General features: G+C 63.7%; 12 protein-coding genes. 10 read left to right on the top strand and 2 right to left on the bottom strand.

The window, feature by feature from the left end; all coding sequences use genetic code 11:
- Window positions 1-31: 31 nt before the first annotated feature.
- The 4 genes from X773_RS40945 (at window position 32) to X773_RS40930 (ending at window position 4965) form a co-directional block, all read left to right on the top strand.
- Window positions 32-757, top strand: coding sequence for a GntR family transcriptional regulator (locus X773_RS40945; RefSeq protein WP_023674032.1), 726 nt, complete (start codon window positions 32-34; stop codon window positions 755-757).
- A gap of 50 nt (window positions 758-807) precedes the next feature.
- On the top strand, window positions 808-1914 hold the full coding sequence (locus tag X773_RS40940) for a mandelate racemase/muconate lactonizing enzyme family protein (RefSeq protein WP_023674031.1): 1107 nt from the start codon (window positions 808-810) through the stop codon (window positions 1912-1914).
- 214 nt (window positions 1915-2128) lie between these two features.
- A complete protein-coding gene (locus tag X773_RS40935; RefSeq protein ID WP_023674030.1) occupies window positions 2129-3451 on the top strand; it encodes a homoserine dehydrogenase in 1323 nt (440 codons plus the stop codon).
- Window positions 3452-3471: 20 nt separating this feature from the next.
- Window positions 3472-4965, top strand: a complete 1494-nt coding sequence (locus X773_RS40930; RefSeq protein WP_023674029.1) for an FGGY family carbohydrate kinase — start codon at window positions 3472-3474, stop codon at window positions 4963-4965.
- Here X773_RS40930 and X773_RS40925 read toward each other — a convergent pair.
- Entirely contained in the window at window positions 4962-5924 is a 963-nt protein-coding gene (locus X773_RS40925; protein ID WP_031211026.1) for a sugar-binding transcriptional regulator, read from the bottom strand. The two genes, X773_RS40930 and X773_RS40925, sit on opposite strands and share 4 nt — an antisense overlap.
- A gap of 266 nt (window positions 5925-6190) precedes the next feature.
- Here X773_RS40925 and X773_RS40920 point away from each other — a divergent pair, with 266 nt between their 5' ends.
- From X773_RS40920 to X773_RS40900, 5 genes are all read left to right on the top strand, one after another.
- The gene (locus X773_RS40920; RefSeq protein WP_031211025.1) at window positions 6191-7216 is read left to right on the top strand and encodes an ABC transporter permease; all 1026 of its coding nucleotides are present in this window, start codon (window positions 6191-6193) and stop codon (window positions 7214-7216) included.
- Between the two features lie 150 nt (window positions 7217-7366).
- A complete protein-coding gene (locus X773_RS40915; protein ID WP_023674026.1) occupies window positions 7367-8305 on the top strand; it encodes a sugar ABC transporter substrate-binding protein in 939 nt (312 codons plus the stop codon).
- Between the two features lie 33 nt (window positions 8306-8338).
- Window positions 8339-9847: a sugar ABC transporter ATP-binding protein gene (locus tag X773_RS40910; RefSeq protein WP_023674025.1), complete on the top strand. Its 1509-nt coding sequence runs from the start codon at window positions 8339-8341 to the stop codon at window positions 9845-9847.
- Window positions 9848-9974: 127 nt separating this feature from the next.
- Complete coding sequence (locus tag X773_RS40905) at window positions 9975-10739, top strand: SDR family oxidoreductase (RefSeq protein ID WP_023674024.1); 765 nt, start codon at window positions 9975-9977, stop codon at window positions 10737-10739.
- A gap of 8 nt (window positions 10740-10747) precedes the next feature.
- Window positions 10748-11533 carry an SDR family oxidoreductase gene (locus tag X773_RS40900; RefSeq protein WP_023674023.1) on the top strand — a complete coding sequence of 262 codons (786 nt, stop codon included), beginning with the start codon at window positions 10748-10750 and terminating at the stop codon, window positions 11531-11533.
- A gap of 52 nt (window positions 11534-11585) precedes the next feature.
- On the opposite strand, the gene X773_RS40895 is transcribed toward X773_RS40900, so the two are convergent.
- Window positions 11586-12662 carry a D-alanine--D-alanine ligase family protein gene (locus tag X773_RS40895; RefSeq protein ID WP_031211024.1) on the bottom strand — a complete coding sequence of 359 codons (1077 nt, stop codon included), beginning with the start codon at window positions 12660-12662 and terminating at the stop codon, window positions 11586-11588.
- A gap of 561 nt (window positions 12663-13223) precedes the next feature.
- On the opposite strand from X773_RS40895, the gene X773_RS40890 reads away from it, so the two are divergent.
- A complete protein-coding gene (locus tag X773_RS40890; RefSeq protein WP_031211023.1) occupies window positions 13224-14195 on the top strand; it encodes an ABC transporter substrate-binding protein in 972 nt (323 codons plus the stop codon).
- The last annotated feature ends 71 nt before the right edge of the window (window positions 14196-14266 follow it).

Genomic DNA, 14266 nt, shown 5'->3' with positions numbered 1-14266 from the left:
TGTCTTGCTTTCGGTTCCCTGGAGCAGCCGAATGGCAAAGCTGGATTTCAGTCCGATCGCGGATACGACACGCAGGGCCGAGATCGTGGGGCTGCTCCGGCGGGCGATCCTGACCGGCCGGCTGGAACCGGGACAGAAGCTCAACGAACTCAGGATTTCCGAGCAGATGCGGGTGAGCCGCGCGCCGCTGCGCGAGGCAATGCGCGAGCTGGTGCAGGAAGGCATCCTGACCAGCATCCCCTACGCCGGAACCTTCGTCATCAACGTCACCGCCAAGGACATCGACGACGCCTATTCGCTCAACAAGGTGCTCGACGAGTTCGCCATCGAGCGGACCTGGCCGCTTCGCGACCAGCGCTTCTTCGACGAGCTTGACCGGCGCCATGCGGCGGTGAAGCAGGCGACGCGTGACCTGGACACGACGCGGCAGATCGAAACAGCGCTGCAACTGCATGGCCTGATCCACGAATGGGCCGACAATTCGGTGCTGCTTGAAACGTGGCAACGGCTGACCAGCCGGCTGCAGATGTATTTCGCGCTGCACCAGCGGGCGCGCAACGAGCCGGTGCCTGCCGTAGATGCTCACGAGACCTATGTACGGCTGCTCAAGGGCAGCGACATGCGCGCCGCACAGCGCCACGCCAAGGACCATATCGACCTGGATTTCGAAGAACTGCTCGCCTATGCGCGCGGGCTGGAACAGCGCGGCTCAAAGGGCGCCGGCGCCGATCGTGCCGGCCGACCTAAAGGTGGCTGAGCCCGACAAATTTGACGGACATCCCGGAACACAGACAACGGACAGAAAACGTGCAGATCAAAACCATCAAAGCCTACCATGTCCCGCAGCCCTTCGTTGACGGGCCTTATCGTATGTCCAAGGGGCGCGTCGCCGATGCGTTCGACGCGGTGATCGTCGCCGTCACCGCCGATAGCGGCCTCACCGGCTGGGGCGAGATGGCGCCGCTTGGCAACTTCTATTCGCCTGCCTTCGCTGCGGGTACTCGCGCCGGTGTCGTCGAGATCGCGCCGCATCTCATTGGCCATGACCCACGCGGGCTAGCCAGTATCAACAGGCTGATGGATACCGTGTTCAAGGGCCATCCCTACATCAAGTCGGCGCTCGACATGGCATGCTCGGATCTCGCGGCGCGCGCCGCCGACGTGCCGCTGGTCACCCTGCTCGGTGGGCGCGAAAGCGAGACGGCCGAACTCTACAAGGTCGTCACCCACGGCACGGTCGACGCGATGGCCGCGCTCGCCAAGCACATCGTCGGGAAAGGATTTCACCGGCTGCAGGTCAAGGTCGGCGGCAACGTCCATGACGACATCGAACGCGTCACAGCCGTTGCCGCCGCGGTGCCGAAGGGCACCGTCATCTTCTGCGACGCCAATGCCGGCTGGACCCCTTACGAGGCGCGCCAGTTCGTGGATGCGACGCGCACCATCGACTACACGTTCGAGCAGCCCTGCACGACCATCGACGAATGCCTGTCGGTGCGCCGCTCGCTCGACAAGCCGATGGTGCTCGATGAATCCGTCGCGTCGCTGGACGATATGCTCGACATCCACCGCAAGGGCGCCGCCGACGGGCTGACGCTGAAGATCTCGCGCCTCGGCGGCGTTACCAAAACGCGCCAGATCCGCGACCTTGCCGTCGACCTCGGCTTCATGATCACGGTCGAAGACACTGGCGGCGCCGAGATCGACACATCGGCGATGGCGCATCTGTCGCTGTCGACGCCGGAGGAGCGCCGGCTGCACGCCATTGCCTTCCACGAATGGGTGACAGTGCGCACCGCATCCAACATGCCGCCGGTTTCGGGCAGCCGCATGGGCATTCCGGACGGGCCGGGCCTCGGCATCGATGTCGTTCCCGGCCTGCTTGGTGCGCCCTTCTTCGAAATCGGCAGCTGAGCTGCAATAAGGCTGCACCCAATCAACCTGAATATGCCGCGTCCTTCTGACGGCGGAGGCACGGCCGTGTGGATTGACCGCTCATCCAATCGTCTTCGGCCGATTGCAGAGCGACAATGCCCAATTGCCGGTTGAAATATTTTTCATTTGCAAATAGAAATGTTCAAAACGTTGATTTGGACGCTGCGGCGCGTCAGGAACTGGAGGAAGCGACATGTCCCATCCGCAATTTGCAGCGGAACTTCTGCAGCGCGCTGAACAGCAGGGGCCGATCACCATCGGGCTTGCCGGCGCCGGACAGATGGGCACCGACATCGTCGTCCAGGTCGCGCTGATGCCGGGCATGCGGATCGGCGCCATTTCCGAAGTCAGGCCGCAGGCAGCGATCGACGCGGCGCTGCTCGCTGGCCATGACCGTTCCGACATCGTCCAGGCCGGCAATGCGGCCGCGATCGACCGCGCCATCGAGGCCGGCAAGATCGCGGTGACCGAAGATTTGCATGCGCTGGCGGCGGCCGGCCGGATCGACGTCATCATCGACGCGACGGGCAATCCCAATATCGGCACGCTGTTCGCGCTGGAAGTGATGAAGAACGGCAAGCACATCGTCATGCTCAATGTCGAGGCCGACATCACCATCGGCCGCTTCCTCAAGGAAGAAGCGCGCAAGGCTGGCGTCGTCTATACCGGTGCGGCCGGCGACGAGCCGGCCTGCACGCTGGAGATCATCGGCTTTGCCAAGAGCCTCGGCTTCAACATCATCGCCGCCGGCAAGGGCAAGAACAATCCGCTGAAGATCGACGCCATGCCGGCCGACTACGAGAAGGAGGCGGCCGAGCGCAACATGAATGCGCGCATGCTGGTCGAATTCGTCGACGGCTCGAAGACGGCGATCGAGATGGTGGCGATCGCCAATGCGACCGGCCTAGTGCCCGATGTGCCGGGCATGCACGGCCCGACCGCGACGCTGGAGGAGTTGGCCAGCGTGCTTTGCCCGCGCGAGGATGGCGGCGTGCTGCATCGCAAGGGCGTGGTCGATTACTCGATCGGCAAGGGTGTGGCGCCCGGCGTGTTCTGCATCATCGAGACCCGGCATCCGCGTGTGCTGGAGCGCATGATCGACCTCAAGGTCGGCAAAGGCCCCTATTTCACGATCTTCCGGCCCTATCATCTGACCAGCCTGGAAGTGCCGCTGTCGGCGGCGCGCGCGGTGGTCTACAAGCGGGCCGACATGGAGCCGCTCGACCATCCTGTGGCCGAGGCGGTGGCGGTCGCCAAGAGCGATCTTGGCGTTGGCCAGTCGCTCGGCATGATCGGCGAGAATGACTACCGCGGCTTCGCCATGACCTGGGGGGATGCGCGCGCCCGCGGCGCCCTGCCGCTCGGCCTTGCCGAACGCGCCAAGGTGGTCAACCCGCTCAAGACCGGCGACTTCCTGACCTATGAAAATTGTGTACCCGACGATTCGATGGTGATAACCCAGATCCGCCGCCGTCTCGACCAGTCGGACGGACGGTTCGTTACAAACGCAGCCTGACCCCGCCGGATCTCCGCCTGATGGACGATGTCGTAATCGGGATCGACGCCTCGACCACGGCCGTGAAGGCGATTGCCTTCGCGCGCGACGGCGAGGAGCTGTTCCAGGCGCGCGAGCCGTACCCGCTTTCAAATCCGAAGCCCGGCCATTTCGAGCAGGACGCCGAACAGTGGTGGACGGCGCTGCTTGGCGCATTGAAGCAGGTCACCGAGGCGGTCGGCGCTACGCGGGTGGCGGCGATCTGCATCGCTCACCAGCGAGAGACCTTCACGCTGGTGGACAGCGCCGGCAAAGCACTCATGCCGGCGATCCTGTGGCTCGACGAACGCGCCCGGCCGCAGGTTATCAGGCTTTCGGCCGAACTCGGCCGCGAGGCGATCCGCGACTGGAGCGGCAAGCCGCCGGACCCGACGCCGGCGCTCTACGCCATTGCCTGGCTTGCCGAGCACCAGCCGCAAGTGCTTCGCCAGGCAGCGGCACTGGTCGACGTGCACGGTTTCTTCGTCCAGCGGCTGACCGGGCGATTGGTCACCAGCACCGCAAGTGCGGATCCGCTCGGGCTGCTCGACGTCGAGAAAGGCACTTGGCGTCCAGAGCTCGTTGCGGCGGCGGGGCTGCAACTGGAGCAATTGCCCGAGCTGGTCGCGCCGGGCGTGGTCTGCGGCAGTCTTTCCGCAAGCATAGCGCAGCTGACCGGCCTGAGGGCCGGCACGCCGGTCGTTGCCGGCGCTGGGGACGGCCAGGCGATGGGCCTCGGCATGGGCGTCTACGGCGAGGGCAAGAGCTATCTCTCGCTCGGCTCCGGCGTGGTCAGCGGCTGCTATTCCGGCAAGGTGAAAACCTCGGACGCCTTTCGCACGCTGGTCTCGCCGACCGGCTCCGGTTTCATGCTGGAGACCGTGCTGCGCTCGGGCATGCAGCTGGTCGACTGGATCGTGCGAACCACCGGTTCGCCCTCGGCGGCAGCGCTGGAGAAAGTGGCGCTGGATGTTGCCGCGGGCAGCGAGGGCCTGCTCATCATGCCCTATTGGGCCGGCGTCATGAGCCCGTATTGGGACGGTGCGGCGCGCGGCGCCATTGTCGGCCTGTCGCTCGATCACCGGCCGGAGCATCTCTTCCGCGCTGTCCTGGAAGGCATCGCCTTCGAGCAGGCCGTCGCCACCGAGGCCATGGAAGCCCAGGCCGGCGGACCGGCGGCGATGATTGCCGCCGGCGGCGGCACCAATTGCGCGCTGCTAATGCAGATCACGGCAAGCGTGCTCGAGCGGCCGCTCTCGGTTTCGCCGGTCAACGAAGCCGCCGCACTCGGCGCTGCCATGCTGGCGGCAGCGGCTGTCGGCTGGTTTGCCTCGCCGGAAGCCGCAGCAGAGGTAATGGCTGCCGCTCCCACCAGGCATGTCGATCCGGTCGACGGACTTGTCGCCGCCTATCGCAGCCGCAAGGAAATCTACCGCGACCTTTACCAGGCGACGCGCGATATCCACACCCGCCTCAGCGCTCTCGGCGAAATCTAGCGGTTGAGCAGCCCCTTTGCCGCGTCTTCGTCGGTGATCAGAACCGATACCTTGGTGTTGGCGAGCGCAGCCCGCATTACCGCTACCTTCTCGCTGCCGCCCGACACCAGGATGATGCTCGGGATATCCGACAGATCCTGCAGCGGATAGGCGCAGACGCGGCGGTTGACCTCGTGGTCGACCGGGCGGCCCTCGGCGTCGATGAAATGACACAGAATATCGCCGACGGCACCGGCCGCCTGCAATTCCTCGAGTTCGCTTGGCTTGATGAAGCCGTAATTGGCGATCGGGCTGTCGTTGGAAAACGAGCCGACGCTGAGCACGGCGATGTTTGCCCGGCGTGCACGGAAGACGACGTCCTGAACGCTGCGCTGGCTCATGAAAGCGTCGCGCTGCTCCGGCCTGTCGGCATAGACCGGCACCGGCAGCAGGAAGCACTCCGCACCGATCTTTTCGGCGAAATCCCAGGCGCTTTCTGTCGGGTTGAGCGGCTGGGCATGGGTGAGGCCGCCAAGCATCGAAACCACCGTCGTCCTGGCGATGGGCCGCCGCGGCAATTCATTGATGGCGAATTTCAGTGTCCGCCCCCAGCCCAGTGCGATGACATCGCCGGCATTCACATGGTCGGCCAGGTAGGCGGCGGCGGCGTGGCCGATCATCAGCGGCGCGTTGCTTCGGTCGGCCGCCGACGGCACCACAACAGCCTGGCTGAGCCCGAACCGCTGCTTGAGGCTTTCCTCCAAAATCACGCATTCGACGACGCTGTCGCGGATGCGAAACTGGACGACACCCTCTTCGCGGGCGGCGGAGAGAATGCGATGCACCTTGATGCGGCCGACGCCGAGAATTTCGGAAATCCGCTCCTGTGTAAGACCCTCGACATAATAGTGCCAGGCGGCGCGGGCCTTGAGTTCGGCGTCGGGGAAGCGCGAGGCTCTTTCGTTCTCTACGATCGTCATCTGTTTGCCTTGCCGCAGCCGCCGGCTCTGCTCATGATATTCCAAGCCGGCGACTTCGAAATGCCCAAGATTTCCGAGACCTTGCGTAAGGCAAACCGGCGGACAGCGCAAACCCGTCGTCGAATGAAGCGGCAGGCCTTGACAATTTTCCGATGAACAGTTTAGCTGAACAAAATTGCATGTTAAAGATAAATTGTTCACAGGGAGGGGCCTGGTGAACAAAGTGGCCCGGTGATGCAGCGCCGGATTGCTGTGGAGGAGACAAAGTGGCTGTGAGCAACGACGCAAGCAATTTGAAGGCAGGCGAGTTGAAGGCAGGCTCTGGCGCGCAGGCTACGGCGGGCGCAAGGTTTTCAGCCGTCTTTGCCGGAACCATGGGTCCGCTGATCGGGCTGGTTCTGCTGTGCCTGGCGCTCTCGCTGACCACCGACACCTTCCTGACCATCCGCAACATCCTCAACGTGCTCGACCAGGTCACTGTGCTCGGCATCATGGCGATCGGCATGACACTGGTCATCCTGATCGGCGGCATTGACCTGTCCGTCGGCTCGGTGCTGGCGCTGGCTTCCATGGTGATGGGCTTCGTCGCCCATCCGGACTATCTCAATCTCGGCCTGCCGGCCGGCATCGCCGCAGCCCTCGTCGTCGCCGGCCTTTGCGGGCTGGTTTCGGGCCTGCTGGTGACGGTCACCAAGCTGCCGCCCTTCATCGCCACGTTGGCGATGATGTCGGTGGCGCGCGGCCTTGCCAACATGATTACCGACGGCTCGCAGATCGTCGGCTTTCCCGACTGGTTCACCAGCCTGTCGATCATCCGCCATTTCGGATTCCTCTCGGTCACCGTCGGGCTGATGATCGTGCTTGCCGTCATTTTCGCGATCTTCCTGAATTATCGCGCTACCGGCCGTAGCCTGTACGCAATCGGCGGCAGCGCCGAAGTCGCCCGGCTGTCCGGCATACCAGTCAAGTCGCTGACAAACTGGGTCTATGCGATCTGCGCCGTGCTGGCCGGTCTCGCCGGCATCGTGCTTGCCGCCCGGCTCGATTCCGTCCAGCCGAGCTCCGGCCTTGGCTACGAACTCGACACCATCGCGGCGGTGGTGATCGGCGGCGCCAGCCTGTCGGGCGGCGTCGGTTCGATCGGCGGCACAGCCATCGGCGTCCTCATCATCGGCGTGCTGCGCAACGGGCTGAACCTGCTCGGTGTCTCGCCCTTCATCCAGCAAGTGGTTATCGGCGTGGTGATCGCGCTGGCGGTGGCCACCGACACGTGGCGGCGCCGAGCACAATGAAGAATGGGCCACAATGAAGAATTGGGCTCAATGAGATTCGCCCCGATATTCGGGCGAAAACGGATCGGTGATCCGAAACTGGGAGTTGTTCGGCCAAGGGGCGCCGCGATGCGCGGGCAGGACAGATTGAACATCAACGGAGGAATAAACATGCTGACCAAACGTTCATTGCTGCTTGCCGCCGCGGCCGTCATCCCGCTGCTTGGCCTGTCCGACATGGCCTCGGCCAAGGAGGCCAAAAAGCTCGGGCTCGCCGTCGCCAATCTGCAGGCCGACTTCTTCAACCAGATCAAGCAGTCCGTCGAAGCCTACGGCAAGGAAAAGGGCATCGAGGTCGTTACCGTCGACGCCAAGGGCGATTCGGCGACCCAGGTCAGCCAGGTGCAGGACCTGATCACGCAGAACATCGATGCGCTGATCTATATTCCAGCCGGCGCCACCGCCGCCACCGTGCCGACCAAGACCGCCAAGGCTGCCGGTATCCCAGTCGTCAATGTCGACCGCAACGCCGATGGCGCGCCCGGCGATACCTTCATCGCCACCAACAGCGTGGCATCGGCCAAGGCGGTTTGCGACTACATCGCCAAGCAGGCCGGCGGCAAGGGCGAGCTGATCATCATCCACGGCCAGAAGGGCACGACGCCCGAAGTCGACCGCTCGAAGGGCTGCGGCGAAGCGCTGAAAGGCTATCCCGACATCAAGGTTGTCGGAGAATTGTGGAGCGAAGGCTGGCACCAGGACGAAGGCTTCAAGCTGACGCAGGATTTGTTGCAGTCGCACCCCGACGTGTCGATCGTCATCGGCCAGGCCGACGCGCTGGCGCTCGGTGCGGCGCAGGCGGTCAAGGTCGCCAATCCCGGCCACAAGGTCTGGGTTGCCGGCTTCGACGGCGACGTGGCGGCGCTCAAGGCTCTGAAGGACGGCGTCTTCGACGTGACCGCGACGCAGCAGACCCAGGGCATGGGCCGGCTCGCCGTCGATGCAGCAATCAAGCTGGTGGCCGGCGAGACCATTCCCGCCGAACAGCTGCAGGATGCGACGCTGACCACCAAGGACAATGTCGAGCAGTTCATCGCCAAGCATCCCTGATTGAGACCAGTCCGGCAGTCGACGAGCACAACAATGTCCACCGATCCTCGCCACACGCACAGCCCCCATAACGGGCTCGTCGTCAGCGGCCTCTGCAAAAGCTACGGGCCGGTGCAGGTCCTGGCCGATGCGAGCTTCGAGGTGCGGCCGGGCGAGGTCGTGGCGCTGCTTGGCGAAAACGGCGCCGGCAAGTCGACTGTCTCGAACATCATCGCCGGGTCGACGAAACCCGATGCCGGCACCATCACCTGGCGGGGGAACGCTTATTCCCCCGCCAATCCTGCCGCGGCGATCGACGCCGGCATCGGCATGATCCACCAGGAGCTGAAGCTCTTGCCCGATCTGTCGGTCGCCGAAAACGTCTATGTCGGGCGCCTGCCGATGCGTGGCGGCCGCATCGACCGCGCGGCAATGAATGCACGGGCATCGGCCCAATTGAAGCGCCTCGGCCTCGATGTCTCGCCCGAGCGCAAGGTGCGCACGCTGCGTATCGCCGCCCAGCAGCAGGTCGAGATCGCCAAGGCGCTGACGCTCAATGCCGAGCTCCTGATCTTCGACGAACCAACGGCAGCCCTTGGCGGCGAGGAAACGGAGCTCCTGTTCCAGCAGATCCGCAAGCTCAAGGCGGAAGGCATGTCCTTCATCTATATCAGCCACCGGCTGGACGAGATCGCCCAGATCGCCGATCGCGTGGTGGTGATGCGCGACGGGCGCATCGTCGCCCGGCACGAGCGCGCCGACATTCCGGTGCGCACTGTCGTCGAGCAAATGGTCGGCCGCAGTGTCGAGCGGATGTTCCCTACGGTATCGGCGCCGGGCAACGACACGCTGCTCGAGGTCGAGAACCTGTCCTCGCCGGAACGCAGCTTTCAAAATGTCAGCTTTTCAGTGCGGGCCGGCGAAATCCTCGGCATTGCCGGGCTGATCGGCGCCGGACGCACGGAGCTGGTGCGGGCGATCGCCGGTGCCGATCCGATCTCATCGGGATCGGTGCGCGTCGCCGGCAAGCCGGTGCATCTCAATGGCCCGGCGGCGGCGATCAAGGCCGGCGTCGTCCTGGTACCGGAAGACCGCAAGGCGCAGGGCGTGGTGCTCGACCAGACGATCGGCGAGAACCTGGCGATCGGCAATTTCGACCATGTCGCGCCGAATGCCTGGGTGTTCCCGAAGGCGGTGCAGAAATTCGCCGAGGCCGGCATTCGCCGGCTCGGCGTCAAGGGCCGGCCGAACCAGGCGGTCAGCAAGCTCTCCGGCGGCAACCAGCAGAAAGTGATCATCGCCAAATGGGTGTCGCGCCCGCCCAAGGTATTCATCCTGGACGAGCCGACGCGCGGCATCGACGTAGGTGCACGCGCCGCGATCTATGATGTCATCGCCGACCTTGCCCGCTCCGGCATGGCGGTGGTGGTGGTGAGCTCCGACCTCGAGGAAGTTCTCGGCCTGTCGCATCGCGTGCTTGTGCTGAGCCGCGGCCGGCAACGCGGCATTCTCGACCGCAGCGAAGCAAGCAATATCGCCGTGATGGAACTCGCCACGAGCTAGGAACAGCCCATCGAAACAAAGCGCAGCAGGTGGTATCCTCCCGGGCACCAGACCGCGCGGGGCGCCAGCAACAGAGTTGGCGCCCCTTTATTTCCGGAGGACGGCGGTTGGAGGAGAGGGACCGACGATGGAATTATTCGACCTTCATGGTGACGTGGCACTTGTGACGGGCGCCGGCAGCGGCATCGGGCAGGCAATCGCCATTGGGCTGGCCGAGGCCGGCGCCGACATCGCCTGCTTCGGCCACGCCTCGAAAGGCGGGCTGGAGGAGACCGCGCACCGGATCACCGCACTCGGCCGCAAGGCGCTGGTGCTGACCGGCACGGTGACTTCAGAGGCCGATCTCGCGGCCGCGATCGAGCGTACGGAGATGGAACTCGGCGCGTTGACCATCGCCGTCAACAATGCCGGCGTCGCCGGAGCTGAGCCGGCAGAGACGCTGTCGCTGGAGAAATGGCAGAAGCTCTATGACGTCAATGTCAGCGGCGTGTTCCTGTCCTGCCAGGCCGAGGCCCGCGCCATGCTGACGCGGCGCAAGGGCTCGATCATCAACATCGCGTCGATGTCGGGCTCGATCGTCAATCGCGGCCTGACCCAGGCGCACTACAATTCGTCGAAGGCCGCGGTGATCCACATGTCGAAGAGCCTCGCCATGGAATGGGCCGATCGCGGCCTGCGCGTCAATGTCGTCAGCCCCGGCTACACGCTGACGCCGATGAACAAGCGGCCGGAGGTCGCCGACCAGGTCAGGATCTTTGAGCGCGACACGCCGATGGGCCGCATGGCGGCGCCGGAAGAGATGGTCGGCCCGACCGTGTTCCTGGCCAGCCGCGCCTCGAGTTTCGTCACCGGCATCGACCTGATCGTCGATGGCGGCTTCGTCTGCTGGTAGGAGAAAAGATGCAGAAGCGATTCCTCGGAAAAACGGCGGTCATCACCGGCGCCAGCGGCGGCATTGGCGCGGCAATGGCCAGGCGTTTCGCGGCGGAAGGTGCCGCGGTCGTCGTCAGCGCCATCGACCCGCGCGTCGAAGAGGTCGCCGCCGATCTCAAGGCTGCGGGCGCCAGGGTCGCATCGCTGCGCATGGACGTGACCAAAAAGGACGAGGTCGTCGCCCTCTATGACTTGGCCGAGCAACAGTTCGGCCGCGTCGACATCTCCGTACAGAATGCCGGTGTCATCACAATCGCCAGGATAGAGGCGATGACCGAGGCCGAATGGGACAAGGTGATGGCGGTCAACACCAAGGGCGTGTTCCTGTGCTGCCAGGAGGCGATCGCGCGCATCCGTAAGCATGGCGATGGCGGCCGGCTGATCAACACCGCATCCGGCCAGGCGCGGCAGGGCTTTATCTACACGCCGCATTATGCGGCCTCGAAATTCGGCGTCGTCGGCGTCACCCAGAGCCTGGCCAAGGAAGTGGCCAAGGAGAAGATCACCGTCAACGCGATCTGCCCCGGCATCATCGACACCGATATGTGGGCCTATAACGACGCCGCATGGGGCAAGTTGATGGGCGACTACAAGCCCGGCGAGTTGATGGCCGAATGGGTGAAGAACATCCCGATGGGCCGCGCCGGCAGCGGCGAGGATGTCTCCGGCCTGGTCAGCTTTCTCGCCAGCGACGATGCGGCCTACATCACCGGCCAGACCATCAATGTCGATGGCGGCCTGATCATGTCGTGAGCGGCGCGGGCCGACGTACCATCGACCGGATATGAAAGCCGCTTCGCTGCGTTCAGGCTGCTCGGCCCGCCCGTGCCAATCCATGCTCCACGAGCCGGTCGATGATTTCGGAATAGCTGACGCCGCTCGCCGCCATTGCCTTGGAATACATGCTGATATCGGTGAAGCCGGGGATGGTGTTGATTTCATTGACCAGGAATTGCATGTCCGGTGTCAGGAAAAAGTCGACGCGCGCCATCCCGTCACAACCGACGGCTCTGAAAGCCCTTGCGGCCACGTCCCGCATGGCTGCCTCGACCTCCGGCGGCAGTTCGGCCGGCACTTTAAGTGCCGCGCCGTTCTCGTCGATGTATTTGGCATCGTAGCTGTAGAAATCGTGGCTTTCGGCCGGCACGATCTCGCCTGGCCGCGAGACGAACAGGTCGCCTGCCGGGTCCTCCAACACGCTATATTCGATCTCGCGCCCACGAATGAATTCCTCGGCCAACAGCTTGCAATCGTGCCGGAAGGCTTCAGCAAGCGCTCCATCGAATTCCTGGCTGGCATGGACTTTTCCGACGCCGACAGACGATCCCTGACGCGCCGGTTTGATGAAGAACGGCAGGCCGAGTTCGCTTTCCAGTGCAGCGAGGGCGGGCGCCGCACCTTCATGGATCGTCACTGAGCGCGCGATTGGCAGCCCCGCCGCTTCCAGGAGCCGTTTGGCGATGTCCTTGTCCAGCGCGGTTGCCGAACCCAGGATGCCGCAGCCGGCGAGCGGCACCCGAGCCACCTCGGCCACCCCCTGTACCGAGCCGTCTTCGCCATGAGGGCCGTGCAGGACAGGAAACAGGATGTCGATCTTCGGCAGATCATAGGGCGTGCCGTCGGCCGGGATCGCCATCATCCGTCCGCGCCCGCCCGGAACCAGGCAAACTTCCATGCCGGCCGCAGGTTTTGCGAGCGTACCATCCTGGAAGCTGCTCAGCAGCCACTGTCCTTCGCTCGTGACGAAGATTGGGAGGGCATCGTATTTGGCGGACAGCAGCGCACGCATGACATTGGTTGCTGAAAGCACCGAAACGTCATGTTCGGCGGAACGTCCGCCAAAGAGCACGGCAATTCGCAGTCTGTTCAAGGAAGAGGTCATGAAAGCCTCGGATATGATCTGGTGTTGAAAGGTCACAAGCCGGCGGCGATCCCGCGGTTGGCGAAGAAGTAAGGCATTTTGGTCTGCTGCATTGTATCGGTACCCTGTCCTCGCGGCTCGCATACGGGATGACCGGCAACCTTGGCTTTTTTCGAACCGATCTGCGGGTCCATGTAAAAAGACGGGCCGTGAAATTGGCACCGGCGTTAATCGTTGCGCGACGTGAACGTTGGTATATATAATTTCATCCCATGAAAGTGGCTCTGGGCGAGTTGCCGAGCCAACAGCCGAGATCATGGGACTTTGATGGTTTGCCCCTCAAGACCGGCGATCGATCCGTGGATGACTGCCTTGGCAGCAATCCTTCGGCAGTCATGACGCGGCCGGTCCCGCCACATCTTCACCAATTTGGGCACCACCCCCGTTTTGCGCCGGCATCCGCTTCGGCAGCATTGTGGCGCCTACGGCCTTGCGCAACGACCAGCTGTTCCAACACAATCAAAAAAGACGCAAGAAGGGAACTAACGATAACGTCCACCAGAGCTTGACAGGAGAACAAGCATGTCACTTCGGAGCATGATTTCGAATTTCTCAATGGGAGCCTTAACACTTGCCGCAGCCGCACTGACATCTTCGGCCTATGCGGCAGCGCCGGAATCCAACGACCCGATCAAGATCGCACTGTTCGATTGGACCAGCGTCAATCTGAACGCCAAGATCCTCGGCGGCATCCTCGAAAAGCTCGGCTATACCGTCGAGTATCCGACCGCCGACTATCTCTCCAGCCTGACCACCGGCCTGACCAATGGCGACATCGATGTCGGCCTGGAATTCTGGGACACGACGGCCGGCGAGGCGATGAAGGCCTCGGACGCGACGGGCCAGACCGAACGCCTCGGCAAGCTCGGACCCAAGGCCAAGGAAGAATGGTGGTTTCCCGAATATATGAAAGAGAAATGCCCCGGCCTGCCGAACTGGGAAGCGCTGAAAGATCCGAAATGCGCCGAGGCCTTTTCGACGGCCGAAACCACACCGAAGGGGCGCTATCTCGGCGGCCCGGTGACATGGGAAGGTTTTGACGACGAACGCGTCGAGGCGCTGAAACTGCCCTTCACCGTCATCCATGCCGGAACCGATGCGGCGATGTTCGCCGAACTGGACTCGGCCTATCAGCGCAAGGCGCCGATCATGCTGTGGATCTATTCGCCGCATTGGGCGCCGGCCAAATACAAGGGCGAATGGGTCGAATTCCCCGACTATACGACAGAGTGCTACACCGACCCGAAATGGGGTGTGAACCCCGACGCGAAATATGACTGCGGCAAGCCGCATGGCGAGATCTGGAAATATTCCTGGGCCGGCATGAAGGACAAATGGCCTGTCGCCTACAAGGTCGCGAAAAACTACACGGTCGACACCGACGAGCTCAACAAGATGAGCGGCGAGATCGATCTCGAAGGCAAGACGCCGGAAGACGTCGCCGCCGCCTGGATCGCCGCCCACGAAGCCGACTGGAAAGCCTGGGCCGAGTGACCGTCTGACTGGAAATCCGACGACCCGGCCATCCGTGGCCGGGTCTCGATCCCGTGTTCCAGAAGGACGAT

Source organism: Mesorhizobium sp. LSJC280B00 (genome assembly GCF_000502835.1).
Taxonomy (GTDB): domain Bacteria; phylum Pseudomonadota; class Alphaproteobacteria; order Rhizobiales; family Rhizobiaceae; genus Mesorhizobium.
This window is presented reverse-complemented; position numbering and strand designations above follow the sequence as displayed.

Coding starts and splice junctions, on each gene's coding strand:
- X773_RS40945 (WP_023674032.1), top strand. CDS start 32: ATGGCAAAGCTGGATTTCAGTCCGATCGCGGATACGACACGCAGGGCC.
- X773_RS40935 (WP_023674030.1), top strand. CDS start 2,129: ATGTCCCATCCGCAATTTGCAGCGGAACTTCTGCAGCGCGCTGAACAG.
- X773_RS40930 (WP_023674029.1), top strand. CDS start 3,472: ATGGACGATGTCGTAATCGGGATCGACGCCTCGACCACGGCCGTGAAG.
- X773_RS40925 (WP_031211026.1), bottom strand. CDS start 5,924: ATGACGATCGTAGAGAACGAAAGAGCCTCGCGCTTCCCCGACGCCGAA.
- X773_RS40915 (WP_023674026.1), top strand. CDS start 7,367: ATGCTGACCAAACGTTCATTGCTGCTTGCCGCCGCGGCCGTCATCCCG.
- X773_RS40910 (WP_023674025.1), top strand. CDS start 8,339: ATGTCCACCGATCCTCGCCACACGCACAGCCCCCATAACGGGCTCGTC.
- X773_RS40905 (WP_023674024.1), top strand. CDS start 9,975: ATGGAATTATTCGACCTTCATGGTGACGTGGCACTTGTGACGGGCGCC.
- X773_RS40900 (WP_023674023.1), top strand. CDS start 10,748: ATGCAGAAGCGATTCCTCGGAAAAACGGCGGTCATCACCGGCGCCAGC.
- X773_RS40895 (WP_031211024.1), bottom strand. CDS start 12,662: ATGACCTCTTCCTTGAACAGACTGCGAATTGCCGTGCTCTTTGGCGGA.
- X773_RS40890 (WP_031211023.1), top strand. CDS start 13,224: ATGTCACTTCGGAGCATGATTTCGAATTTCTCAATGGGAGCCTTAACA.